This is a genomic window from Streptomyces sp. NBC_00647, from assembly GCF_045207245.1.
GTDB lineage: Bacteria > Actinomycetota > Actinomycetes > Streptomycetales > Streptomycetaceae > Streptomyces.
The window spans coordinates 6,774,301-6,797,575 of record NZ_CP109040.1; the positions used below are offsets into that span (position 1 = coordinate 6,774,301).

The 23,275-nt window shown below is 71.2% G+C and carries 18 protein-coding genes; 8 read left to right on the forward strand and 10 right to left on the reverse strand.

What is annotated here, in order from left to right; all coding sequences use genetic code 11:
• Window position 1: 1 nt before the first annotated feature.
• Window positions 2–1,000 (reverse strand): DUF4097 family beta strand repeat-containing protein, encoded by a 999-nt coding sequence (locus OG788_RS29965; protein WP_406374463.1) that lies wholly within the window; start codon window positions 998–1,000, stop codon window positions 2–4.
• Between the two features lie 165 nt (window positions 1,001–1,165).
• On the opposite strand from OG788_RS29965, the gene OG788_RS29970 reads away from it, so the two are divergent.
• Window positions 1,166–2,005, forward strand: coding sequence for a hypothetical protein (locus tag OG788_RS29970; protein ID WP_406374464.1), 840 nt, complete (start codon window positions 1,166–1,168; stop codon window positions 2,003–2,005).
• Between the two features lie 287 nt (window positions 2,006–2,292).
• Here OG788_RS29970 and OG788_RS29975 read toward each other — a convergent pair whose 3' ends face one another.
• The 7 genes from OG788_RS29975 to OG788_RS30005 all read right to left on the reverse strand — a co-directional run bounded on the left by OG788_RS29975 (window position 2,293) and on the right by OG788_RS30005 (window position 11,113).
• Entirely contained in the window at window positions 2,293–2,478 is a 186-nt protein-coding gene (locus tag OG788_RS29975) for a DUF6104 family protein (protein WP_030190019.1), read from the reverse strand.
• Between the two features lie 210 nt (window positions 2,479–2,688).
• Window positions 2,689–6,489 carry a multifunctional oxoglutarate decarboxylase/oxoglutarate dehydrogenase thiamine pyrophosphate-binding subunit/dihydrolipoyllysine-residue succinyltransferase subunit gene (locus OG788_RS29980; RefSeq protein WP_406374465.1) on the reverse strand — a complete coding sequence of 1,267 codons (3,801 nt, stop codon included), beginning with the start codon at window positions 6,487–6,489 and terminating at the stop codon, window positions 2,689–2,691.
• A gap of 281 nt (window positions 6,490–6,770) precedes the next feature.
• Window positions 6,771–7,907 carry an ATP-binding protein gene (locus OG788_RS29985; RefSeq protein ID WP_406374466.1) on the reverse strand — a complete coding sequence of 379 codons (1,137 nt, stop codon included), beginning with the start codon at window positions 7,905–7,907 and terminating at the stop codon, window positions 6,771–6,773.
• Window positions 7,908–7,969: 62 nt separating this feature from the next.
• Window positions 7,970–8,707 carry a response regulator transcription factor gene (locus OG788_RS29990; RefSeq protein WP_266762665.1) on the reverse strand — a complete coding sequence of 246 codons (738 nt, stop codon included), beginning with the start codon at window positions 8,705–8,707 and terminating at the stop codon, window positions 7,970–7,972.
• Window positions 8,708–8,820: 113 nt separating this feature from the next.
• Complete coding sequence (locus OG788_RS29995) at window positions 8,821–9,498, reverse strand: spermidine synthase (RefSeq protein WP_406374467.1); 678 nt, start codon at window positions 9,496–9,498, stop codon at window positions 8,821–8,823.
• A gap of 401 nt (window positions 9,499–9,899) precedes the next feature.
• Window positions 9,900–10,178 (reverse strand): hypothetical protein, encoded by a 279-nt coding sequence (locus OG788_RS30000; protein WP_351547488.1) that lies wholly within the window; start codon window positions 10,176–10,178, stop codon window positions 9,900–9,902.
• 272 nt (window positions 10,179–10,450) lie between these two features.
• Complete coding sequence (locus tag OG788_RS30005) at window positions 10,451–11,113, reverse strand: GNAT family N-acetyltransferase (protein WP_406374468.1); 663 nt, start codon at window positions 11,111–11,113, stop codon at window positions 10,451–10,453.
• Window positions 11,114–11,408: 295 nt separating this feature from the next.
• Here OG788_RS30005 and lon point away from each other — a divergent pair, with 295 nt between their 5' ends.
• Window positions 11,409–13,823, forward strand: coding sequence for an endopeptidase La (gene lon, locus OG788_RS30010; protein WP_351547483.1), 2,415 nt, complete (start codon window positions 11,409–11,411; stop codon window positions 13,821–13,823).
• A 112-nt stretch (window positions 13,824–13,935) separates the two neighbouring features.
• Here lon and OG788_RS30015 read toward each other — a convergent pair whose 3' ends face one another.
• A complete protein-coding gene (locus OG788_RS30015) occupies window positions 13,936–14,754 on the reverse strand; it encodes a lysozyme (protein WP_406374469.1) in 819 nt (272 codons plus the stop codon).
• Window positions 14,755–15,055: 301 nt separating this feature from the next.
• Between OG788_RS30015 and OG788_RS30020 the strand changes: the two genes are divergently transcribed.
• Window positions 15,056–15,574, forward strand: coding sequence for a MarR family transcriptional regulator (locus OG788_RS30020; RefSeq protein ID WP_356461356.1), 519 nt, complete (start codon window positions 15,056–15,058; stop codon window positions 15,572–15,574).
• A gap of 46 nt (window positions 15,575–15,620) precedes the next feature.
• Here the strand turns inward: OG788_RS30020 and OG788_RS30025 are convergent, their stop codons facing one another.
• Window positions 15,621–16,409 carry a protein phosphatase 2C domain-containing protein gene (locus OG788_RS30025; RefSeq protein WP_406374470.1) on the reverse strand — a complete coding sequence of 263 codons (789 nt, stop codon included), beginning with the start codon at window positions 16,407–16,409 and terminating at the stop codon, window positions 15,621–15,623.
• Window positions 16,410–16,779: 370 nt separating this feature from the next.
• Between OG788_RS30025 and OG788_RS30030 the strand changes: the two genes are divergently transcribed.
• Genes OG788_RS30030 through OG788_RS30050 form a run of 5 tightly spaced genes read left to right on the forward strand, consistent with a single transcriptional unit; the run spans window position 16,780 to window position 22,974 of the window.
• A complete protein-coding gene (locus tag OG788_RS30030) occupies window positions 16,780–20,163 on the forward strand; it encodes a nitrate- and nitrite sensing domain-containing protein (protein ID WP_406374471.1) in 3,384 nt (1,127 codons plus the stop codon).
• Window positions 20,160–20,663, forward strand: coding sequence for a roadblock/LC7 domain-containing protein (locus OG788_RS30035; protein ID WP_351547469.1), 504 nt, complete (start codon window positions 20,160–20,162; stop codon window positions 20,661–20,663). The genes OG788_RS30030 and OG788_RS30035 overlap by 4 nt, the downstream gene beginning before the upstream one ends.
• Window positions 20,660–21,070, forward strand: a complete 411-nt coding sequence (locus tag OG788_RS30040) for a DUF742 domain-containing protein (protein ID WP_351547466.1) — start codon at window positions 20,660–20,662, stop codon at window positions 21,068–21,070. Before OG788_RS30035 ends, OG788_RS30040 begins: the two co-directional genes overlap by 4 nt.
• Window positions 21,051–21,689 carry an ATP/GTP-binding protein gene (locus OG788_RS30045; protein WP_351547463.1) on the forward strand — a complete coding sequence of 213 codons (639 nt, stop codon included), beginning with the start codon at window positions 21,051–21,053 and terminating at the stop codon, window positions 21,687–21,689. Before OG788_RS30040 ends, OG788_RS30045 begins: the two co-directional genes overlap by 20 nt.
• A gap of 31 nt (window positions 21,690–21,720) precedes the next feature.
• A complete protein-coding gene (locus OG788_RS30050; protein WP_406374472.1) occupies window positions 21,721–22,974 on the forward strand; it encodes a styrene monooxygenase/indole monooxygenase family protein in 1,254 nt (417 codons plus the stop codon).
• Window positions 22,975–23,275: the final 301 nt, after the last annotated feature.

The following is a 23,275-nucleotide window of genomic DNA, read 5'->3' on the forward strand; positions in this document are numbered from 1 at the left end:
CTCAGAGCACCTTCTTGTCGGTCGGGGTGTCGGCCGGCCGGCCTTCGGCGGCATCGTCTCCGACGGTGTCACTCGCTGTGCCGCCAGCCGTGTCGCTCGCCGTGTCGCCGGTGGCGTGGACCGCGGTGTCGACGGGGGCGGTCGGCGGGGCCGCGTCCCGGGGTTCCGGAGCCTCGTCGTACGGCTCGTCCTCCGCCGGGGGCCTGCGCAGCAGGGCGATGGAGCCCGAGACGGTCACCGCCTTCAGCCTGCCGTTGCCCGCGCCGAGGCGGCCGGTGATCTTCTTGGCGCCCCACTGGCCGTTGACCCGCAGGTCCTCGAAGGCGCTGGAGACGGTGCCGCTCGCGGTGTTGGCCTCCACCTCGGCGTCCGCCGGGTGGGGGAGCCGGATGGCGATCTCGCCCGAGACGTTCGACAGCTGGACGTCGGTGGGTGCGCCCGTGGAGTCCAGGTCCACGATCATCGAGCCGCTCACCGATTCGGCCCGCACGGAGGAGCCTGAGCCCTCGACGACGGTCAGGTCGCCGGAGACCGAGTGGAAGCGGAGGTCGCCCGTGACGGCCTGGGCCTCCAGGTTCCCGGAGACGGTGTCCACCCGAACGGGGCCGGCGACCCGGACGAGGGTCGTGTCGCCGGTGACGCCCTTCACCTCGACCCGCCCGTCCACCCCGGAGACCACGGCGGCGGCGCCGACGACGCCCACCTCGACGCGCGTGCCGGTCGGGACGGCCAGCGAGACCACCGCCGCACGGCGCCAGCCCTTGCGGTCCAGCCACTTGAGGAAGCCCTTCCAGGGAAGGTCCTCGTAGGCCACCGTGAGCGTGCCGCCCTCCTGGGTCACCTGGAGCGGCGGGCCCTCCAGCTCGGAGACCTCCAGCCGGGCGGAACCCTCGTCGGTCCCTACGACGTTCACTGTTCCGTTGACGACGCGTACGCGCAGTGTCGTCACGGGGTCGTCGAAGGAGAGCTTCTTCGGCTCTGCCACGGACCACTCGGACATGGTGCAGACCTCCTCGACCGGACCGGACCCGCACGCGAATCCGAACTCGACGCGCCATATCGCGTCTTCCGCTATTCACGATATATCGCGGATGCGTAAAGTCAAGACACCCGTTCTGGGGATCACCGATGCGTTGATGTGGGTAAATCGCCCTAAAGTGGGGCTATGTCGACTGCCTCCGGCGAGTCCCGGGACGAGCACCCGGTCCAGGCCCCCGGCGCCCTGCTCCTCTGCCGGGCCCGTCCCGAGTCGGTCGGTCCCGCCGCCCAGTTGCTGCGCGAGCGGATGCTGCTCGCCGGTGCGGGTCCCGAGTGGAGCGTGCTGGTCCCCGAGGGCAGGCCCTGGCAGCACGGCGAGGAACCCGTCGACCGGGTGCTCGGCGGCTGGGCCGCGGCGCTCGCCGTCGGCGCCCCCTGGCCCGTCCTCGCCCTGTGGTGGGACATCGACCGCAGCGGCTTCACCCTGGCCTCGGGTTTCCGCCGCACCGTGGGCTACGAATGGCTGGCGAACGGCACCCCGGTCGGCGAGGACGAGGCGATGCGCACGTTCGCCGCACGCCTCGGCCTCGACCCGGTGCTCGACATGCAGTCCCTGGAACCGTTGACGCAGCCCGATCCGGCGGCCGACGCCCCCGCGCGCGTGAGCGGGCTGCTCGCGGTCCTCACGCGCGCGGGGCTGGCGCTTCCGGCCGGGCTCGAGCCCGGCCGCTCCGCGGACCGGCTCCGCGACGCGGCCCGGATCCGGCCCGACGCCGAGCAGATCGAGTGGACCGGCTGGCGTGCCGCCGTCGGCGCCGAACTCGACGTCGTGGAGAGCGGCGGCCTCGGGCCCTGGCTGCGCGGCCCGAGGGCGCGCACCCTCGCCGCGGCCCAGTTGGTCGTCGGCCTCCCGCTCACCGCCTGGGGCGTACGCCGCCGCAGCGCCGGCTGGATCGTCGCCGGCACGGTCCTGATGCTCCGCGGCGCCCTCGGCCTGGCGTACGACCGTCTGCGCGCCTTCGACTGACGCGACCGCAGTCCCCCTGGAGAGGGCCCGCTTTCCCGGGATCGAGCCGCCTCTGCGCCGGGGACAGGTGCCCTGCCGCGCAAGCTCGGGCCCTGCCGGACAGGCCTTGGCCTGGACGCCTGGCCACGCAGGCTCGGACGCCTGGCCACGCAGGCTCGGACGCCTGGCCACGCAGGCTCGGACGGCACCCGGTCACACCGGCGCCCGGCCACACCGGCTCCCGGACGCCCTCGCCCGGAGGGATCCGGACGCCCGGCACCCCACCCCGAAGATCAGCGCCGGAGCGTCTACTCCTCGTCCTCGTCCTCGTCGTCCAGCCGGGCCAGCCAGGTCGCCAGCCGCTCCACCGGTACCTCGAAGTCCGGGTTGAGGTCGACGAACGTACGCAGCTGCTCGGCGAGCCACTCGAAGGTGACCTCTTCCTCGCCGCGCCGCTTCTCAAGTTCCTCGATGCCGCGGTCGGTGAAGTACATGGCTGGTGCTCCGTCGGTGAAAGGGAAGGGAAACGCTGGACAAAAGGATAGGCGGGGGCGCGGGGCTCCCGGAGGGCCTCCGGGGTGGGTGACGCGGTGAAAGGGAACCGGCCTGCGCACGAACCGCCGCACAGACCGGAGACCCGGCCCCTCGAGAGGGAACCGGGTCTCCGACGCCGTACAGGCGATGCGTACCGCCGTGCCGCGGGCCTAGGCCTCGAACACCTCACGCACCAGCTGCTCCTGCTCCGCCTGGTGCCGCTTCGCGGAACCCACGGCGGGCGAGGAGGAGTGCGGACGCGAGATGCGGCGCAGGCGCTCGCCGTGCGGGACGTCGGCGCCGACCGCCAGGTCCAGGTGGTCGATCAGGTTGAGCGCGATGAACGGCCAGGCGCCCTGGTTCGCCGGCTCCTCCTGGGCCCACAGGTACTTCTCGGCGTTCGGGTACTTGGCGATCTCCGCCTGGAGCTCGGCACCCGGCAGCGGGTACAGGCGCTCGATACGGATGATCGCCGTGTCCGTGCTGCCGCGCTTCTTCCGCTCGGCCTCCAGGTCGTAGTACAGCTTGCCGGCGCAGAACACGACCTTGCGCACGGCGGCCGCGTCGACCGAGTCGTCGCCGATGACCGGACGGAACTGACCCGACGTGAACTCCTCCGCCTTCGAGGCCGCCGCCTTGAGGCGCAGCATCGACTTCGGGGTGAAGACCACCAGCGGCTTGTGGTGCGGGTTGTGCACCTGCCACCGCAGGAGGTGGAAGTAGTTCGACGGGGACGTCGGCTGGGCGACCGTCATGTTGTTCTGCGCGCACAGCTGGAGGAAGCGCTCGATGCGGGCCGAGGAGTGGTCCGGGCCCTGGCCCTCGTAGCCGTGCGGGAGCAGCAGGGTGACGCCGGACGTCTGGCCCCACTTCTGCTCGGCGGCCGAGATGTACTCGTCGACGACCGTCTGGGCGCCGTTGACGAAGTCGCCGAACTGCGCCTCCCACATCACCAGCGCGTCCGGGCGGGCCAGCGAGTAGCCGTACTCGAAGCCCATGACCGCGTACTCGGAGAGCAGCGAGTCGTAGACGTTCAGGCGGGCCTGCTCGTCCGAGAGGTACTGGAGCGGGGTGTAGTCCTCGCCCGTGACCCGGTCGATCAGCACCGCGTGACGCTGGCCGAAGGTGCCGCGGCGCGAGTCCTGGCCGGACAGCCGGACCGGCGTGCCCTCCAGGAGCAGCGAACCGATGGCGAGGGTCTCGCCCATGCCCCAGTCGATCGTGCCGTCCTCGATCATCGACGCACGGCGCTGGAGCTGCGGGAGCAGCCGCGGGTGCACGGTGACGTTGTCCGGGATGTTGACCTGGGACTCGGCGATCCGCTTCACGATCTCCTGGGAGACCGCGGTGGACACGGCGACCGGGAACTCGGCCTGGACGTCCGGGACGTGAGCCTCGGGCGCCTGCGCGACGGCCTCGCGGACCTCGGTGAAGACCTTCTCCAGCTGGCCCTGGAAGTCCTGCAGCGCCTGCTCGGCCTCTTCGAGGGTGATGTCGCCGCGACCGATCAGGGACTCGGTGTAGAGCTTGCGCACCGAGCGCTTCTTGTCGATCAGGTCGTACATCAGCGGCTGCGTGAACGCCGGGTTGTCGGACTCGTTGTGTCCGCGGCGGCGGTAGCAGATGAGGTCGATCACGACGTCCTTGTTGAACGCCTGGCGGAACTCGAACGCCAGCCGCGCGACGCGGACGACGGCCTCGGGGTCGTCACCGTTCACGTGGAAGATCGGCGCCTCGATCATGCGGGCCACGTCGGTGGCGTACATGGAGGAGCGCGACGATTCCGGGGCGGCGGTGAAGCCGACCTGGTTGTTGATGACGATGTGGACCGTGCCGCCCGTGCGGTAGCCGCGCAGCTGCGACATGTTGAGCGTCTCGGCGACCACACCCTGGCCGGCGAAGGCCGCGTCACCGTGCAGGGCGACGGGCAGGACGGTGAAGTCCGTGCCGCCCTTGTTGATGATGTCCTGCCGGGCGCGGACGATGCCCTCGATGACCGGGTCGACCGTCTCGAGGTGGGACGGGTTGGCGGCCAGCGCGACCTTGATCTGCTCGCCGTCCAGGCCGGTGAAGGTGCCCTGGGCGCCCAGGTGGTACTTCACGTCGCCGGAGCCGTGCATCGACTTCGGGTCGAGGTTGCCCTCGAACTCGCGGAAGATCTGCGCGTACGACTTGCCGACGATGTTCGCGAGGACGTTCAGGCGGCCGCGGTGGGCCATGCCGATGACGACCTCGTCCAGGCGGGACTCCGCGGCGCTGTCGATGACGGCGTCCAGGAGCGGGATGACGGACTCGCCGCCCTCCAGGGAGAAGCGCTTCTGGCCGACGTACTTCGTCTGCAGGAAGGTCTCGAAGGCCTCCGCCGCGTTCAGACGGCGCAGGATGCGCAGCTGCTCCTCGCGCTCCGGCTTGGTGTGCGGGCGCTCGATGCGGTCCTGGATCCACTTGCGCTGCTTCGGGTCCTGGATGTGCATGAACTCGATGCCGGTGGTGCGGCAGTACGAGTCGCGCAGCACACCGAGGATGTCGCGCAGCTTCATCAGGGACTTGCCCGCGAAGCCGCCGACGGCGAACTCGCGCTCCAGGTCCCAGAGCGTGAGGCCGTGCTCGGTGATGTCCAGGTCGGGGTGCTTGCGCTGGCGGTACTCCAGCGGGTCGGTGTCGGCCATGACGTGGCCGCGGACCCGGTAGGAGTGGATCAGCTCGAAGACCCGGGCGGCCTTCGTGACGTCGTCGTCGTGCGAGGCGTCGATGTCCTTGAGCCAGCGGACCGGCTCGTAGGGAATCCGCAGCGACTCGAAGACCTCGTCGTAGAAGCCGGTCTCGCCGAGCAGGGAGTTCGCCACGACGCGCAGGAACTCGCCGGAGGCCGCGCCCTGGATGACCCGGTGGTCGTAGGTCGACGTGAGCGTCATGACCTTGGCGATGCCGAGCTTGTTCAGGGTGTCCTGGGAGGTGCCCTGGAACTCCGCCGGGTAGTCCATCGAGCCGACGCCCATGATGACCGACTGTCCGGGCATCAGGCGCGGGACCGAGTGGACGGTGCCGAGGCCGCCGGGGTTGGTCAGGGAGACCGTGACACCGGTGAAGTCGTCCATCGTCAGCTTGCCGTCACGGGCGCGGCGGACGATGTCCTCGTAGGCCTGCCAGAACTCGAAGAAGTTCAGCGTCTCGGCCTTCTTGATGCCCGCGACGACCAGCTGGCGGTCACCGTTGGGCTTCACCAGGTCGATGGCGAGGCCGAAGTTGACGTGCGGCGGCTTGACGAGGGTGGGCTTCCCGTCCTTCTCCGCGTAGTGCCAGTTCATCGACGGCATGGCCTTGATGGCCTGCACCATCGCGTAGCCGATGAGGTGGGTGAAGGAGATCTTCCCGCCCCGGGCGCGCTTCAGGTGGTTGTTGATGACGATGCGGTTGTCGAAGAGCAGCTTCACCGGGACCGCGCGCACGGACGTGGCCGTGGGCAGCTCCAGCGAGGCGTTCATGTTCTTCGCGACGGCACCGGCGGGACCGCGCAGGGTGACGTACTCGGGGCCCTCGGGCGCCTCGGTGGCCGGTGCGGCCTTCGGCTGCGCGGCGGCCGGAGCGGCCTTCGCGGGAGCCGGGGCGGCAGCGGCGGGCTTCGGGGCCGCGGGAGCGGCGGCCGGAGCGGGCGCGGCCTGGGGAGGAGCCTGGCGAGCCGCGGGCGCCACGGGGGCGGCCGGCGCGGCAGGCGCGGACGTGGTGGTCCCTGCGGCCCCCGCGGCCGCAGTACCCGCCGGACCCGAGGCGGCGGGTACTGCGGCCGCGCCGGGCTTGTAATCGGCGAAGAAGTCCCACCAGGCTCGGTCTACCGAATTCGGGTCCTGGAGGTACTGCTGATAGATCTCGTCGACGAGCCACTCGTTGGCACCGAAGGCGGCCGCGGGGTTCTTCCCGGCGGCTTGGTCATCGGTCGAGATGCTCGAGTTACTGGGGGACTGTGGCGACACGGCGGCAACCGCCCTCTTCCGCTTCACAAGGTGATGGACAGCGGGAATAAAGGCTACGCCTCCCTGGCCGAGAAGGTCAGGCCGGGCCCGTCCAACGTCGCGCAAGTCACATCGGAATCCGTGTTTCGGCTGTGGAAATGGCGGGAAACAAGCGGGGTTCCGCTTCGGAATGGGTACGTCGACCGGGGGGCACGGCGTGACTCACGCGGCCCTGTGCCTGATCACACGTGTACGCCGGCGGCTACAGCGATGGATCTTGCGGCTCCGGTTCGAACTTTACGTCAACTTGGCAGAGAAGGGAGTCCCGGAAGGATGACCTGGATCCGGCAGCCCCGCTGGGATTCGGCCACGCCGATGCGTCCGCCGTGCAGATCGACCGCCCAGCGGGCGATGGCCAGGCCCAGTCCCGTACCGCCGTCGCTGCCCGGACCGTGCGGCGCGGGCACCCCGCCCCGGTTGAACCGCTCGAAGACGCGGTGCCACTCCGACTTCGGAATGCCGGGCCCCTCGTCCAGGACCTCCAGGGCCAGCGACTCGGGGTAGGCGCCGCGTCGCGCCTTCACGGTCACCCGGCCGTGCGGCGGGCTGTGCTTGACGGCGTTGTCGATGAGATTCGCCACGACCTGGTGGATCCGCTCCGGGTCCGCGTGCGCGGTCAGCTCCGGCGGGGACACGTCGAGGTGCAGATGGACGTCCGTGCGGGTGTGGCTGCCGGAGCCCGAGGCGATGTCCGCGCGCGCGGAGGCGACCATGTTGGCCTCCTTCAGCACACCGGACAGATAGGGCCACACCTCGAAGCGGCGCCTGCGCAGCGGCACGACGCCGTTGTCCAGCCGGGACAGGTCGAGGAGGGTCTCCACCAGCCGTCCGAGCCGCTCCGTCTGCTTCAGCGCCGTGCGCATCGTCTCGGGGTCGGCCGCCGAGACACCGTCCACGACGTTCTCCAGGACCGCGCGCAGGCCCGCGATGGGGGTGCGCAGCTCGTGCGAGACATTCGCCACGAGTTCCTTGCGCTGGCGGTCCTGCGCCTCCAGCTCGTCGGCCATGAGGTTGATCGTCTGGGCCAGGTCGCCCAGCTCGTCCCGCCGGTCGTCACGCACCCGCCGGGTGTAGTCGCCGTGCGAGATGGAGCGGGCCACGGCGTTCATCTCGTCCAGCGGCGCGGTGAGCGAGTGCGCCACGAACTGCGTGATCAGCAGGGTGGCGATCATCGAGAAGACCGTGATGAAGCGGAGCTCCGTCTTGGTGTGCACCGCGATCATCGACAGACCCGTGGTGATGAGTACGGAGATGACGACCAGCGCGCCCAGCTTGGTCTTGATCGAGAAGGGCCGTACACCGCCCCAGGGGCCCGCGCTCCTGCGCTCCCCGGACGCGCGCTCGCCGAGCCCGCGTCCTCTCTCTCCGAGTCCGCTCATCACATCAGCCCCTCACGCAGGTCCCGATCACGCAGGTCCCGACGTTCCGACGGAGCCCCGGCTCAGGGAGTCGGGGTCTCGAGTGCGTAGCCCACGCCGTGCACCGTACGGATCCGCTCGGCACCGATCTTGCGACGCAGCGCCTTGATGTGGCTGTCGACGGTCCGGGTACCGGAGGCGTCCGCCCAGTCCCACACCTCGGCGAGCAGCTGCTCGCGCGAGAGTACGGCACGCGGGGTGTTCGCGAGGCAGACGAGGAGATCGAACTCTGTGGGAGTGAGGTGCACGTCCTCGCTGCGCACCCGCACCCGGCGCTGCGCGTGGTCGATCTCCAGCTCACCGAGGCGCAGGATGCCGCTGCGCGGCGTGGAGGCCGCGACCACCGCGCGCTCGACCCTGCGGAGCAGGACGTGCACGCGAGCGGCCAGCTCACGCATCGAGAAGGGCTTGGTCATGTAGTCGTCGGCGCCGACGCCGAGCCCGACCAGCATGTCGGTCTCGTCGTCGCGCGCGGTGAGCATCAGTACCGGCACCGGGCGGGCGGCCTGCACACGGCGGCAGACCTCCAGGCCGTCGAAGCCGGGCAGCATGATGTCGAGGATCAGCAGATCGGGCTGCCAGGCCTCGGCGGTGTCGACGGCGGCCGGACCGTCGCCCGCGGTTTGCACGAGGAATCCCTCGGCTCTCAGGCGGGCCGCGATGGCGTCGACGATCGTCGGGTCGTCCTCGACGACCAATACCCGGCGCTGAGCGCCCTGGGTCGCCGCCGTGCCGTTCTGGGAGGTGTGTGTCTGCTCCATCGCCCGCCCCTGAAGTGTGCTTTCCGGAATCCGTGGGGTGATCCCATGACTGCGCTTGACGCTTGAATGATCCGCGTCAGGCAAGCAGGGTACGGGCAGTCACCGTGCCTCGGCTATCCAGGCCTTACCCCGAGATGCACGACGTCGGGAACGCCCCGGGCAACAGGGATCTCTTCGGTACGGATCCGCTGGAATCCGGCATTCCGCAAGGATCCTTCAAATTCCGGAGAGGGCTGTGCCGACCACACGGCGAGCACGCCGCCCGGCTTCAACGTCCTTGCGCAGCCTGCGAGTCCGGACGCCCCGTAGAGGCCCGCGTTGCCCTCGGTGACGGTCCAGCCGGGTCCGTTGTCGATGTCGAGGCACAGCGCGTCGAACGTGTCGGAGATCTCATTGACGTACTCGACGAGATCGGACTCGACGATCTCCGTGCGCGGGTCGGTGAGCGCCCGGGCCGAGAGTCCGGCGAGCGGGCCGTCCCGGTGCCAGTCGATGACGGCCCGCTCGCGCTCGACCACCGTGATGTGCCCCCAGCGGGGGTCGGCGGCCGCGTGCGCGAGCGAGAAGCCGACGCCGAGCCCGCCGATCAGCAGACTCGGCTCCGGGCGCCCGTCCAGGGCGTCGTACGCCGCGTCCACGAGCAGTCGCTCGGAACGCCCGTCGGACGTGTCCATCAGAAAGCACCCGTTGGCGATGATCTGCAGCAGCGCGCCGTGGCGCCGCAACACGACCTCGCCGTACGGGCCCTGGCGGCGGTCGATGACCACAGGGATGTCGTACGAGGCAGTCATGGCGCCATCCTGGCAGTTTCACCGGAACGGGTGGCCAGGATTTCGCCCGGGGCCCGGCCCCCAGGGTCCGGCCCCGGGCGGTGCGAGGCGGGATCAGGCGCCCCGCGGTCACCTGCGTTCGGGGTTGACGCACACCAGTGTGGGGACCGCGTTCAGTGGCGGCAGGATGTCCTTCGGCTCGTCCTCGGGGAGGGCGGGCGAGCCGGCGGGGAGGAAGGAAGCGAAGAGCCCGGGAGGCAGCCGGAGGTCGGCCGGCTTCGGCGGCTTCCGGGACGGGCCGGTCGCTGTCCTTCGGGTTCATGTCCAGTTGTCCGGCCGGCTCCTTCTCGGCCTTCGGCCCGGGCCCGCTCCGAGGCCTGCGCGAGGGCGCCTGCCCCTCGAAGGGCCGCGGGCGGGGCCCGCTAGTTGGAGAGCGACCCGTTCTGGGCGTCGGACGCGGACTGCCAGGCCTGCATGCCCGCTCGGGACGCCTCCTTGGCCTGCTGCCACTTGATGGCCGCCTGCTGGGCCGGGGTCACGTCCATGTCGCGGATCAGGCGCCGGCCTGCGGAGAACACGGCGACGGCCGCGATGACCATGCCGGTGCACGCCACTACGGCACCGGTCACGGTGAGCACGGCGCCGGTGGTGACGAGCCGGCTGTCGATGTCGATCGTGTGCTGGGAGTGGTGATGGTTCATGACTCCACCTTCCAACGGCAGGCGGCCACCTCGCATCCCGATCAACAGCTCGAGCGGCCGGGTGACCCGCGTCGTGTGACGTGCGGTCCTGGTGGCGCGCGAGGAGGCGACCGGCGACCGGAGCCCCCTGCTACGTGCTGACCTTCGCCCCTGCCACCCGCCGCGCACCGGTCGGCTCACCACCCGAGCCCGACCCTGGCCACGGGGGAGACCCGCACCACCGACTCCTCTGTTCCGGAGAGACGTGCGTACGCCGTTCGAGGAATCCGGCGCTAGGACCGGTCCCCGACGAAGTGCCCGCTCGCCAGCGGTGCCTCCACCCGCCACCCCAGTGACTCGTACAGTGCCCGCCCCTCCGGTGTCCCCGCCAGCACTCCCGTCTCGGCGCCCTGGTCCGCGGCGGCCCGGGTGAGGGTCCGCATCACGAAGCGGCCGAGCCCCCGTCGCCGGTGCTCCGCCGACGTCTCTATCTGGTCCACGACCGCCGTCCCGCCCGTGGGGGCGATCTGGCCGCGGGCCGCCCAGGAGCCGTCCGACGCCGTGACCAGGGCGCGCGTGACGCCACCGCGGGTCCAGGTGCGCAGCCGGTAGCCGACGGGCAGGCCACCGTCCGAGGCGGCGCTCCCGGTGTCGGTCAGGGGCACGGACATCAGATAGCCGGGCTCAGGGTCGATCCACCAGCCCGCGCCGAGCCAGGGCCGGACGGCCGAGGGTTCGGCGAAGACCTTGAGCCAGACCCCGGCCGCGGTCACCGCGTCCGCGACCTTCCGGACCGAGGCCTCCTCGACCCGGTCGTTCGTCGCCCCGAGGACATGCCGCGTCACGTGCCCCTTCTGCCCGACATCGATGGTGTACCCCCATCCCTCGACGACGGGCGGCGCCGCCCCGCGCGAGACGACCCATCCGTCCACCCAGGCCCGCACGATCCTGTCCACGCTGCCCCCCTGCGCCCGCTTCCGGTTCATGTAATGGTCACTACGTGATGTTAGCCATTACCCACCTGGTGATGATGCCAGGGCGGCCCGGCGTCGCGCCACCCCCTTGGCCGGTGCCCGGGCGGCGGCTTCCCGCTCGACCGGACCGGCCCCGGACCGCTGATGACCAGCGGAGATGCTGGCGGGTCGCGGTCGATCGGAAGTGATCGCTCAGAGCGAACAGTCCCAGGGGAACATTGGGCGGCCTCCGTGCATTGAGTCGGCATAGCTCAACTTGACTGCCGAAGGGGAGATCATGGCTTCGACGTCCGCATCACTCACCCTGCCCGTGTTGCCGCTCGACGACGAGGTCGTGCTGCCCGGGATGGTGGTTCCGCTGGATCTGAACGACACCGATGTGCGTGCCGCGGTGGAGGCTGCTCAGGCCGCCGCCCGTTCAACGCCCGGCAAGCCTCAGGTACTCCTGGTGCCACGCATCGACGGGACCTACGCGAGCACCGGAGTGCTCGGCACCGTCGAGCAGGTCGGCCGGCTGGCCGACGGCGACCCGGGCGCGCTGATCCGCGGGCGCGGGCGCGTGAAGGTCGGCGCGGGGACCACCGGTCCCGGTGCCGCACTCTGGGTCGAGGGCACCCGGATCGAGGAGACCCTCCCCGACCCCCTGCCCGGCCGGGTCGCCGACCTGGTGAAGGAATACAAGGCCCTGGCCACCAGCTGGCTGCGCAAGCGCGCCGCCTGGCAGGTCGTGGACAGGGTGCAGCAGATCGACGATGTCTCCGCCCTTGCCGACAATTCCGGTTACTCACCGTTCCTGACCGTCCAGCAGAAGGTCGAGCTGCTGGAGACCGCCGACCCCGTGGCCCGGCTGAAGCTCGCCACCGAGCAGCTCCGTGAGCATCTCGCCGAGCAGGATGTCGCCGAGTCGATCGCCAAGGACGTCCAGGAGGGCGTCGACAAGCAGCAGCGCGAGTTCCTGCTGCGGCGCCAGCTGGAAGCCGTACGCAAGGAACTGCGCGACCTCAAGGGCGAGGACGGCGAGGACGAGTCCGACGACTACCGCGCCCGCGTCGAGGCCGCCGATCTTCCGGAGAACGTCCGTGAGGCCGCTCTCAAGGAGGTCGAGAAGCTGGAGCGGTCCAGTGACCAGTCGCCCGAGGGCAGCTGGATCAGGACCTGGCTCGACACCGTCCTGGAACTGCCGTGGAACGAGCGGACCGAGGACGCGTACGACATCCAGGGCGCCCAGTCCGTGCTCGACGCCGAGCACGCCGGTCTGGAGGACGTGAAGGAGCGCATCACCGAGTACCTCGCCGTGCGCAAGCGGCGCTCCGAGCGCGGTCTCGGAGTCGTCGGAGGCCGGCGCGGCGGTGCCGTGCTCGCGCTCGTCGGCCCGCCCGGCGTCGGCAAGACCTCGCTCGGCGAGTCCGTCGCGCACGCCATGGGCCGCAAGTTCGTCCGTGTCGCCCTCGGCGGCGTACGGGACGAGGCCGAGATCCGCGGCCACCGCCGTACGTACGTCGGCGCGCTGCCCGGCCGGATCGTCCGCGCCATCAAGGAGGCCGGGTCGATGAACCCGGTGGTCCTGCTCGACGAGATCGACAAGGTCGGCTCCGACTTCAGGGGCGACCCGGCGGCGGCGCTGCTCGAAGTCCTCGACCCGGCGCAGAACCACACCTTCCGTGACCACTACCTGGAAGTCGAACTCGACCTCTCCGACGTCGTGTTCCTGGCCACGGCCAATGTGCTCGAAGCCATCCCGGAGGCCCTGCTCGACCGCATGGAGCTGGTCCGCCTCGACGGCTACACCGAGGACGAGAAGGTCGTCATCGCCCGGGACCACCTGCTGCCGCGTCAGCTGGAGCGGGCCGGTCTCGAGAAGGACGAGGTCGTCCTCGCGGAGAGCGCGCTGCGCAAGCTCGCCGGGGAGTACACCCGGGAAGCGGGCGTGCGCAATCTGGAGCGGGGCATCGCCCGGCTGCTGCGCAAGGTCGCGGCCCAGCACGAACTGGGCGAGCGGGAGCTGCCGTTCACGGTGACCGACGCCGACCTGCGCGGGCTCATCGGGCGCCCGCACCACGTGCCCGAGTCCGCTCAGGACCCGGCCGAGCGCCGTACGGCGGTGCCCGGTGTCGCCACCGGTCTGGCCGTCACCGGCGCGGGCGGTGACGTCCTCTACGTGGAGGCGTCGCTGGCCGACCCGGAGACGGGCGCTGCGGGTCTGACCCTCACCGGTCAGCTGGGCGACGTGATGAAGGAGTCGGCACAGATCGCGCTCTCCTTCCTGCGCTCGCACGGCGCGGAGCTCGAACTGCCCGTCGGCGACCTGAAGGACCGGGGTGCGCACATCCACTTCCCGGCGGGCGCCGTCCCCAAGGACGGGCCGAGCGCGGGCGTCACGATGACGACCGCCCTGGCGTCGCTCCTGTCGGGCCGGCTGGTCCGCACCGACGTGGCCATGACCGGCGAGGTCTCGCTGACCGGCCGTGTCCTGCCCATCGGCGGCGTGAAGCAGAAGCTGCTCGCCGCGCACCGGGCGGGTGTCACGACCGTGATCATCCCGAAGCGCAACGAGGCCGATCTGGACGACGTCCCGGCCGAGGTCCTGGACAAGCTCGACGTCCACGCCGTCACGGACGTCCGCCAGGTCCTGGAGCTGGCACTGGCGCCGGCGACGAACGGCGCCGTGCCGGAGGTTCCGGTAGCGGCGTGACGGACGCTGCCGGAAGGGAAGGCCCGGGTCCCGTGAGGGAGGCCCGGGCCTTCGCCGTACGTCAGGCGCGTGCGCGCCGCGTCAGGTGCCCGCGCCGCTCGTCCTGTGCGGGTCAGCCGTTGGCGAGGGCCGCCACGCGGTCGAGGGCGCCGTTGAACTTGTCGTGGTCCCCGACCGTCGGGCCGGACGAGGTGTACTGCCACATCGTGTAGAACCCCCAGCCCGCCGGGAGCGTCCCCGGATCGGAGGCGTAGCGCGCGATCCACAGCGGGTTGGCGGAGGCGAAGCCGCCGTAGTTGCCGGTGCACTGGGTCCACCAGGTGGTGGCCGTGTAGATCACCGCGTCCCGCCCGGTGCGGGCCTTGTACTGGGCGAGGAAGCTGCTGATCCAGCTGACCATCGCGCTCTGTGTCTTGCCGTAGCAGGCGGCCCCGTACGGGTTCCACTCGATGTCGAGGACGCCGGGCAGGGTCTTGCCGTCCCTGGACCAGCCGCCGCCGTGGTCGACGAAGTAGTTGGCCTGGGTGGCGCCGGTCGTGGTGTCCGGGGTCGCGAAGTGGTACGAGCCGCGGATCATGCCGACGTTGTACGCGCCGTTGTACTGCTGGGCGAAGTACGGGTTCGTGTAGTACGTCCCCTCGGTCGCCTTGGTGTAGGCCCACCTGACCCCGCTGCTCCACAGCGTCGACCAGGCGACGTTGCCCTGGTGGCCGGAGACGTCCACGCCTTCCGTCTGGGTGGCGTCACCGGTGGACGGCGTGCCGTCCTGGCCGTCGTGGGCGATGACCCCGATGCCCATCCGGGCGGAACCCCGGGCGGGGGTGTCGGCGGCGGAGGCGGGGAGGGAGTAGAGGAGGGTGAAGGCGGCGAGCAGGGTTCCTACCGCGAGCACGCGCAGGCGGTGGGCCGTTCCGGATCTGTGCACGGGCATGTGCGTGCCTCCGAAGGGCGATGGAACTCCGGAGGGGCTCGGTGGAGCTCGCCGGAGCTCGGTGGGGGGAGAGTGCGGGCACGCGTGCCGAAGGGGGGATCAGGTCGTCCTTGCACTGGGGTGGCGTGCGCATGCCAGCAGATAAGTGTCTGATAAAGAAGCTACGCACGTAGACGACGGCGTGGGAAGAGGGGCCGGAGGCTGCCGTTGGTCTACGCCTGCGAAATACTGGCGGAGCTGCGGCAACGGCGAGTTCTGGCAGAAACTTTCAGGATCGGGAAACCGGGTCAGGGGTGCTGACGTGCACGAGCACGGAAACGACGGCGGACGTCCGGTCGAATCCGACGTGTCGGGAAATGGTGTGGACCGGCCCGCGACGCACGGCGGCGCGGAGCGCGAGTTCCTTTCCCTGGAACGCGAGTTGACCGTGTTCCTGCGCCGCGCCCGCGCCAACCAGGGGGAGATGGCCCGCGAGGTCCATCCGGACCTGGAGTCCGCCGCGTACGGACTGCTCGTCCGCCTCGAGGAGTGCGGCCGGCAGCGCGCCACCGAACTCGCCGCCTACATCGGCGTCGGCAAGGCCACCATGTCCCGGCAGCTGCGCGCCCTGGAGGAGTTGGGCCTCGTGGCGCGCGAACCCGACCCCGCGGACGGCCGTGCCTGGCTCGTCCACCTCACCGAGGAGGGCCGCGGCCGCGTCACCAGCGTCCGCGAGGCCCGCCGCGCCCGCTACGTCAGCCAACTCGCCCACTGGGACCAGAACGAGGTCGCGGAACTCGCCAGGCTGCTGCACCAGCTGAACCTCGGCATGGAGAAGTAGCCCGGCCGGCCGCCGTACCCGTCCTCTCACGGCTCCCCGTATCCCCTCACAGCTCCACGAACACCACCGTCGCGTCGTCGTGCTTCTTGCCCCGCCGCGGACACGACCCCTCCGGCGCGTCCGCGCGTTCCAGGCCCCGGACGCGCTCGACGAGGGCGGGGGACCCCTCCGTGCGCACGAGGGCGAACAGATCGGCCCAGTCGCCCCTGTGGAACCGCTCCACCCAGCGGGTGGCGCCGTCCGTGAGGGCCGCCAGGGCGCGGACGGAGGCGCGGGGGAGTGTGCCCGTCACCGCGCGGGAGGCCACCGAGGGGTCCGCGGCCGCCGTGAAGAAGCCGCCCTCCCTGTTGCGGACCGTGGCGTCCGCGACGGCGTCCGTGGCGAGCGAGGTGCGGGGGAGGCGGGAGAGGCGGTCGTCCAGCAGAGCGGTCACCTCACCGGTGGGGGATTCCACCAGCAGGGCCGAGTCCGAGAGCACCAAGTACTCGACGCCGGACGGGGACCACCGTGCGAGGACGACGGTTGCCTGGGGTGTGCGCGGGTGAGAAAGGTCACAGGTGGCGGCGTGCGCGGCGGCCACCCGGCCGATCGCCTGCGACAGGACCTCCGGCAGCGGCAAATCCCCCTGTGAAACGGACAGTTCGGTCAGTGCCCCGCCGAGCCGCGCGGCGAACCAGGCGACCGGATGAACACAGCCGTAGTCGCCCCGAGGAGGTGTCACCCCGTCCAGCACCACCAGTGAACCGCCCTGTCCTGAAGCGGGAAGTCCGACCGATGCGAAGTCCTCATTGGGGCGGTCCGGGTCACCGGGCTCCGAGACGAGTTCAGTGCGCATCCCGTCAGTCTGCACGAGCCCTTCACAAGGTCCCCGAGACGGCGGCAACGGTCGCACGATCGTGCGGACCAGCAGCTCAGGCGCCAGGTTTGGCATGGAATGATCGACTCCGGCAACACGTGGCGGCGCATACTGCCAAAGCGCGTCCCCGACGTCCAACCGGCCCGCCGCGCAAGCCCCTCGCGCGCGCCCCGGAAACTTGCCCGCCAACTCCCCTCCGATGTTCACTCCTTCGGGTGGCGGGTCAGATGATGCGGGACCACTGCCCACCGGCACTGGGAGGGTCGGGAGCCGTACCGGGCGTACGCCGCGATTGACGGGACGTCACCCGGGCCCCAAATGGGTACACGAGTCAGGAATGCGAGCACCGGTGCAGAAGACGCGGCCGAGGCGCACAGGCAAGAAGACGGCCTCCAACTCCACAGAGGGTGGCGCCGTCGGCGACGCCACCGACTCCACGGGCCGGGGCAGGACCGCCCACGTACGCAACCGGCTGATCGTGGCCGTGGCGGTCGTCGCGGCCGCCATCGCCGGAGCCGGCGCGCCCACGGTGCTGTCCGCCTCGCAACAACTGAACGACTCCCAGAACCTGGTGACGCTCTCCCAGCGCACCCAGCAGGCGCTGACCCTCGCGCACTCGCTGGCCGACGAGCGCGACGACGTCACCTCGTACGTCGCCGCCGGCCGGCCCAAGGCCAAGGCGCCCTCCGAACAGCGCAGCGCCCGCGTCGACCGGCAGGTCGACGAACTGCGCGCCGACGACGACGCCCCCGCCGCGCTGCTCGAGGACCTCGACAGCATCGCGGCCCTCAGGCGAGCGGCGCTCACCGGGAAGAGCACCGCCCTGGAAACGCACCGGGCGTACTCCGAGGCCATCACCGAACTCCATGCCCTCGCCGAGGACCTGGCCGACCGGACGCCGCTGCGCGCGGGCTCCGGCGCACACGCCCTCGCCGAACTGGACACCGCCGTCCAGCAGTCCGCCGCCGCCCGCGGACTGCTCCTCGCGGCCCTCGGTATCCCGCGCACCACCCAGACCGTCATCGACCCCATCACCGGTCTGGCGACGACCACGACCACCTCCTCGGACGCCGACACCAAGCAGCGCGACGCGCTGAGCGCCGCCGCCCAGCAGGCCCGCCTCCGCTCCGACGCGGCCGTCGCCGACTTCCGGGAGACCGCGCCCAAGAAGGCCGTGGCGTCCTACGACTCCACCGTCACCGGCCCCGACGTCGCCTCCGCCGACAAGTACCTGGCGAGCCTCACCGGCCAGCCGAAGCTCTCCGGCTCAGCGCTCGACACCGGCACCAAGAAGCTGGACGCCGCGCTGTCCGCCCGGATCGAGCTGATGCGCGGGGCCGAGGCCTCCCTCAACGACCACCGCACCAAGGACCTCGAACTGCTGCGGGACGACGACGTCACCGCGCTGGAGATCCGCATCACCGCCCTCGGTGTGCTGCTGCTCGTCGCGGTCGGCGTCGCGATGGCCATGGCCCGCAGTCTCACCCGGCCGCTCGCCGTCCTGCGCCTCGGCTCGGCCCGGCTCGCGGCCGACCCGGGCTCCCAGGAACCGGTCAAGTTCACCGGCCGCAACGACGAGTTCGCCCAGGTCGTCCGCTCCGTCAACGCGCTGCACACGCACGCCGCCACGCTCCACGAGCGGATCGGCACCCTCGAAGGCGACCGCAAGCACCTCATCGGCCAGCGTCAGCTGATGGCCGACGAGCGCGACAAACTGCGCGGCGAACTCGCCGAGGCGGCAACCCACTTGCAGCAGGTGCGCGGCACCATCCACAGCACCTTCGTCAACCTCGCGCTGCGCACCCTCGGCCTCGTGGAGCGCCAGCTCGGCGTCATCGAGGGCCTGGAGGACCGCGAGCAGGACCCGGACCGCCTCGCCACCCTCTTCAAGCTCGACCACTTCGCCACCGTCATGCGGCGGCACAGCGAGAACCTCCTCGTCCTCGCGGGCGCCGAGCACGTCCAGCACCACGCGGGCCCCGTGCCGCTCGTCGATGTCGTACGGGCCGCGGTCAGCGAGATCGAGCGCTACGAGCGGGTGCGGATCGCCGCGCTGCCCCCGCACGCGCACCTCGCCGGATTCGCCGCCGACGACCTCAGCCACCTGGTGGCCGAACTCCTGGAGAACGCCACCTCGTTCTCGCCGCCCGACGTGCCCGTCGAGGTCTCCGGCTGGCTGCTCGAGAGCGGCGAGGTGATGCTCTCCGTGCAGGACGAGGGCATCGGCATGACCGACGAGCGGATGAGTCACCTCAACGCCCGCCTCGACGAGTTCGACCCGGAGGACACCTACGACCAGGAGAGCGGCGAGGGGCTCGGGCTCGGCCTGTACGTGGTGGCCCGGCTCGCCCACCGGCACGGCGTACGGGCGCAGTTGCGCGAGCAGAAGCAGGGCGGTGTGGCCGCCGTGGTCGTCCTCCCGAAGGCACTGCTGGCAGCCGCGCCCGCGTCCACCGTCCCCGCCACCACCCGGGTCGTCGGCGGCGCCCCCCAGGTCGCCCTGCCCGGCGCCGACGCCGAGGCCAACTCCAATGTCCTGCGTGGTCGTTCGGTGCGCGCCGGATCCGCGTCGGTCCCGGCCGGCGACGAGGACCCGCTGATCGCGGCGGCCCAGGCGGCCGTACGGGACGCCGGACCCGAGGCGGACCCGGTTCCCGGGCAGGCACCCGTGACCGCGCCCGAGCGGGCCGCGCAGACCCCGGTCATCCCGGCGCCCCGCGAGCCCCAGCCGGCCGCCGGGCCGGAGACCGAACTCACGCCCGAGACCACGATGGAGCTGCTCCTCCCGGACCTCGCGTCGGACGCCTCCGGTACGGGAACTCCCGCATCCGAGTCCCCGGCACAGGGATCCCCGGCATCGGGGTCTCCCGCACCCGAGTCTCCGCCACGGGATTTCTCGGCAGCAGGGTCTGCGGCCCGCGACTTCTCGGCGTCGGGTTCTCAGACACAGGGAACCTTGGCATCGGAGACTCCGGCGCAGGGATCCCCGGCATCGGGGTCTCCCGCACCCGAGTCCCCGGCGCAGGGGGGCTCGGCACCGGGATCCCCCGTAGGTGAGGCCCTCGTACCGGAAGCTCCCGGACCGGGGGCTCCGGCGGCCGGGGCTCCCGCGGCGGAGGTCTCCGAGCCGGACTCTCCCGTGGCGGCGACCACCACGGGGACGGCACCCAGGCCCGACTCCGGGCCCGTGGCCGTACCCGCCCCCGGAGCCCCCGAGTCGGACCCCGGCCTCGCCGGACCCGCACCGGTCTTCGCCCAGGCGGCCGCGGACCTCGGCGAGCCGGCTCCCGACTCCGCCGCGGACGCCCCCGCCGAGCGCGCTCCGGTGCCGGACCCGCGCGCAGAGGCCACCACCGACCCCTACGCCATCGGCCCCGACAGCCACGAGCGCGCGCCCGACGATCACCCCCGGGTCACCGACAAGGGCCTGCCCAAGCGGACGCCGAAGATCTCCGCCCCCGCCGCCGCCCCGCGGCCGCGCGTGGGCGGCGTCGACGCCGATGCCCTGCGCCGCAGGCTGGGCGGCTTCCACCGGGGCGCCATCGAGGGCCGTCGTGACGTGGAGGCGGAGATCGCCGACCGGACGGCGGAGACCCCCACGCCCGACGGGCCGGCACCGTCGGAACCCGTGGCCGCCGCACACGCTCCCGCAGGACACGCGCCCACGGCGCAGCGGCTCAACGCACAGGTCGTAGAAGCATCGGGGGGCACAGTCGAGGAGGCAAGCAGTTGACCGCGACCAGTACCTTCGGCCTGAGCAGCGAAGCACGTAACCTGCACTGGCTGCTGACCAATCTCGTCGAGGAGGTGCCGGGCCTCCTGTCGGTCGCGGTCGTCTCCTCCGACGGCCTGCTGCTGCTCTCCTCCGACCCCGGCCGCAACGCCGAGGCGCGGACGGCCGACAGCACCAGGCCCACCGGCCCCAAGGGTTCCGCCGCGGACCTCGCCACCATCGTCTCCGGCATCGGCAGCCTCACCATCGGTGCCGCCAAGCTGATGGACGGCGGCGGCGTCAAGCAGACCATGGTCGCGATGGACGAGGGCAGTCTGTTCGTCATGGCGATCAGCGACGGCTCGCTGCTCGGCGTGCACGGCTCCCCGGACTGCGACATGAGCGTGGTGGCGTACCACATGGCGCTCTTCGTCGGCCGTGCCGGACACGTCCTGACCCCCGAGCTGCGCATCGAGCTCCGAAAATCCCTCGAGGCCGCGGCGATCGGGAGTACCCGATGACCGTGTCGAACGGCGTGTCGAAGCTCCCCGTCCGCGGCGGCGACCGCAAGCCCGCCCGGGTGCGCCCGTACTCGCTCACCGGTGGACGGACGCGCTTCGGGCACGTCCTGCTGGTGGAGACCTTCGTGGCCGCGCTGGAGGCCCCGCAGGAGCGCAAGGAGCTGACGAACGGCTCGCTCACCCACCGGGTGATGCCCGAGATGCGGGCCATCGTCGAACTCTGCCGCCGGATGCGCACGGTGGCCGAGATCGCCGCCCTCCTCAGGATGCCGCTCGGAGTGGTCCGGGTGCTGCTGAGCGACCTGGCGGACCAGGGAAAGATCCGTGTGTACGGAACAGGTCACGGCCCGGGACAGCCGGACCGCGCTCTGCTGGAAAGGGTGCTGAGTGGACTCCGTCGTCTCTGACGCCGAACCTGGCGTCGCCCCTCTCCTCGACGACGAGGAGAATCTGCAGGCCTGGCAGACGGACCGCACGCGCGCGCCGATCGCGACCAAGATCGTGGTGGCCGGCGGCTTCGGCGTCGGCAAGACCACGCTCGTCACCTCCGTCTCGGAGATCACGCCTCTCCAGACGGAGGCGCTGATGACCCGGGCGAGCGAGGACACCGACGACCTCACGGGTACGCCGGAGAAGCTGACCACCACCGTGGCCATGGACTTCGGCCGCATCACGCTCGACGACGACCTGGTGCTCTACCTCTTCGGTACGCCGGGCCAGCAGCGGTTCTGGTTCATGTGGGACGACCTGGTGCGTGGCGCGATCGGTGCGGTGGTCCTCGCCGACACCCGCCGTCTCTCGGACTGCTTCCCGGCACTCGACTACTTCGAGAGCTGCGGACTGCCGTACGTCGTCGCCGTCAACCACTTCGACGGCAGTGACCGGTTCGAGCCGGACGACGTGCGCGAAGCCCTCACGGTTCCTCCGCACATACCTGTCATGATCATGGACGCGCGCCGCCGGATCTCGGTCGTCGAGACCCTGCTCGCCCTGGTCGGTCACGCGCTCGAAGTCAGCCCCGAATAGGGACGCCCAAGTCCTAGGAGAAGCAACCCGCATGCGGAAGATACTCGTCGTCGGAGCCGGTCAGTCCGGACTCCAGCTCGCCCTCGGCCTCCAGTCGCAGGGGTACGAGGTCACCCTGATGTCGAACCGGACGGCGGACGAGATCCGGTCCGGCCGGGTCATGTCGACGCAGTGCATGTTCGACACGGCACTCCAGTACGAGCGTGATCTCCAGCTGAACTTCTGGGAGTCGCAGGCCCCGAAGATCGAAGGGCTCGGCGTCTCGGTCGCGGCCCCCGGCTCCTTCGACCCGGGCCCCTCGCAGCGCGCCATCGACTGGGTCGGCAAGCTCGACGGGTACGCGCAGTCGGTCGACCAGCGGGTCAAGATGGCCGGCTGGATGGAGACGTTCGCGCAGCGCGGCGGCCAGCTGGTCATCCACGGCGCGGCGGTCTCCGACCTCGACTACTTCTCCCGCGCCTACGACCTGGTCCTCGTCTCGGCGGGCAAGGGCGAACTCGTCTCGATGTTCGGCCGCGACGCCTCCCGCTCCCCGTACACCGAGCCGCAGCGCGCCCTCGCGGTGGCCTACGTGCACGGCCTCGGCCCGCGTCCGGAGCACCCCGACTACGACGCGGTCCGCTGCAACCTGGTGCCCGGTGTCGGTGAGCTCTTCATCATGCCGACCCTCACCACCTCGGGACGCGCCGACATCCTCTTCTGGGAGGGCATACCCGGCGGCCCGCTCGACGTCTTCAACGGCGTGAAGGACCCCGCCGAGCACCTCTCCCTGACCCTGGAACTCATGGAGCGGTTCACGCCCTGGGAGTACGCGCGGGCCACCAACGTCGAACTGACCGACGCGGGCGGCACGTTGTCCGGGCGGTACGCCCCCACTGTCCGCAACCCGATCGGCCGCCTCCCCGGCGGTGGGCTGGTCCTCGGTGTCGCCGACGTCGTCGTGGCCAACGACCCGATCACCGGCCAGGGCTCCAACTCGGCCTCCAAGTGCGCCGCCGCCTACCTCGCCTCGATCGTCGAGCAGGGCGACAAGCCCTTCGACGAGGAGTGGATGCAGGCGACGTTCGACCGCTACTGGGACACCGCGCAGCACGTCACCAAGTGGACCAACGCGATGCTGGGCGTCCCGCCGGAGCACGTCCTCAACCTGATCGGCGCCGCGGGTCAACTCCCGCCGGTCGCCGACCGATTCGCCAACGGCTTCAACAACCCGGCCGACTTCGAGAACTTCTTCTTCGAGCCGGAGAAGACGGCCGCGTACCTGGCGTCGGTCACCAGGGCCTGACGGTCGTCCGACCTGCGGTCCGGCCGTCATGGCCGGTCGTTGCCGGTCGGCTTCGGTCACCCCCCGGACGGCCCTCGGAGGGCCCGGCTCCACCCGAACATCGCGACATCAGAGGCCCGGACATCCTGTCCGGGCCTCTTCGCCTTGCGTGGAGGCCGCCCGCACCGGCCTGACGGGCCGGCGCAACGCGCTGCGCGGGTGTGTCCGGCCGGGATGCATGATGGCTGCTCGCGGCAGGCATCGGCCTGGCGCCCGCCGGCCGGACGGCGCCTCCGCCGTTCCCTGTGACGCGGATCACGGG

Coding starts and splice junctions, on each gene's coding strand:
- OG788_RS29965 (WP_406374463.1), bottom strand. CDS start 1,000: ATGTCCGAGTGGTCCGTGGCAGAGCCGAAGAAGCTCTCCTTCGACGAC.
- OG788_RS29970 (WP_406374464.1), top strand. CDS start 1,166: ATGTCGACTGCCTCCGGCGAGTCCCGGGACGAGCACCCGGTCCAGGCC.
- OG788_RS29975 (WP_030190019.1), bottom strand. CDS start 2,478: ATGTACTTCACCGACCGCGGCATCGAGGAACTTGAGAAGCGGCGCGGC.
- OG788_RS29985 (WP_406374466.1), bottom strand. CDS start 7,907: ATGAGCGGACTCGGAGAGAGAGGACGCGGGCTCGGCGAGCGCGCGTCC.
- OG788_RS29990 (WP_266762665.1), bottom strand. CDS start 8,707: ATGGAGCAGACACACACCTCCCAGAACGGCACGGCGGCGACCCAGGGC.
- OG788_RS29995 (WP_406374467.1), bottom strand. CDS start 9,498: ATGACTGCCTCGTACGACATCCCTGTGGTCATCGACCGCCGCCAGGGC.
- OG788_RS30000 (WP_351547488.1), bottom strand. CDS start 10,178: ATGAACCATCACCACTCCCAGCACACGATCGACATCGACAGCCGGCTC.
- lon (WP_351547483.1), top strand. CDS start 11,409: ATGGCTTCGACGTCCGCATCACTCACCCTGCCCGTGTTGCCGCTCGAC.
- OG788_RS30015 (WP_406374469.1), bottom strand. CDS start 14,754: ATGCCCGTGCACAGATCCGGAACGGCCCACCGCCTGCGCGTGCTCGCG.
- OG788_RS30025 (WP_406374470.1), bottom strand. CDS start 16,409: ATGCGCACTGAACTCGTCTCGGAGCCCGGTGACCCGGACCGCCCCAAT.
- OG788_RS30040 (WP_351547466.1), top strand. CDS start 20,660: ATGACCGTGTCGAACGGCGTGTCGAAGCTCCCCGTCCGCGGCGGCGAC.
- OG788_RS30050 (WP_406374472.1), top strand. CDS start 21,721: ATGCGGAAGATACTCGTCGTCGGAGCCGGTCAGTCCGGACTCCAGCTC.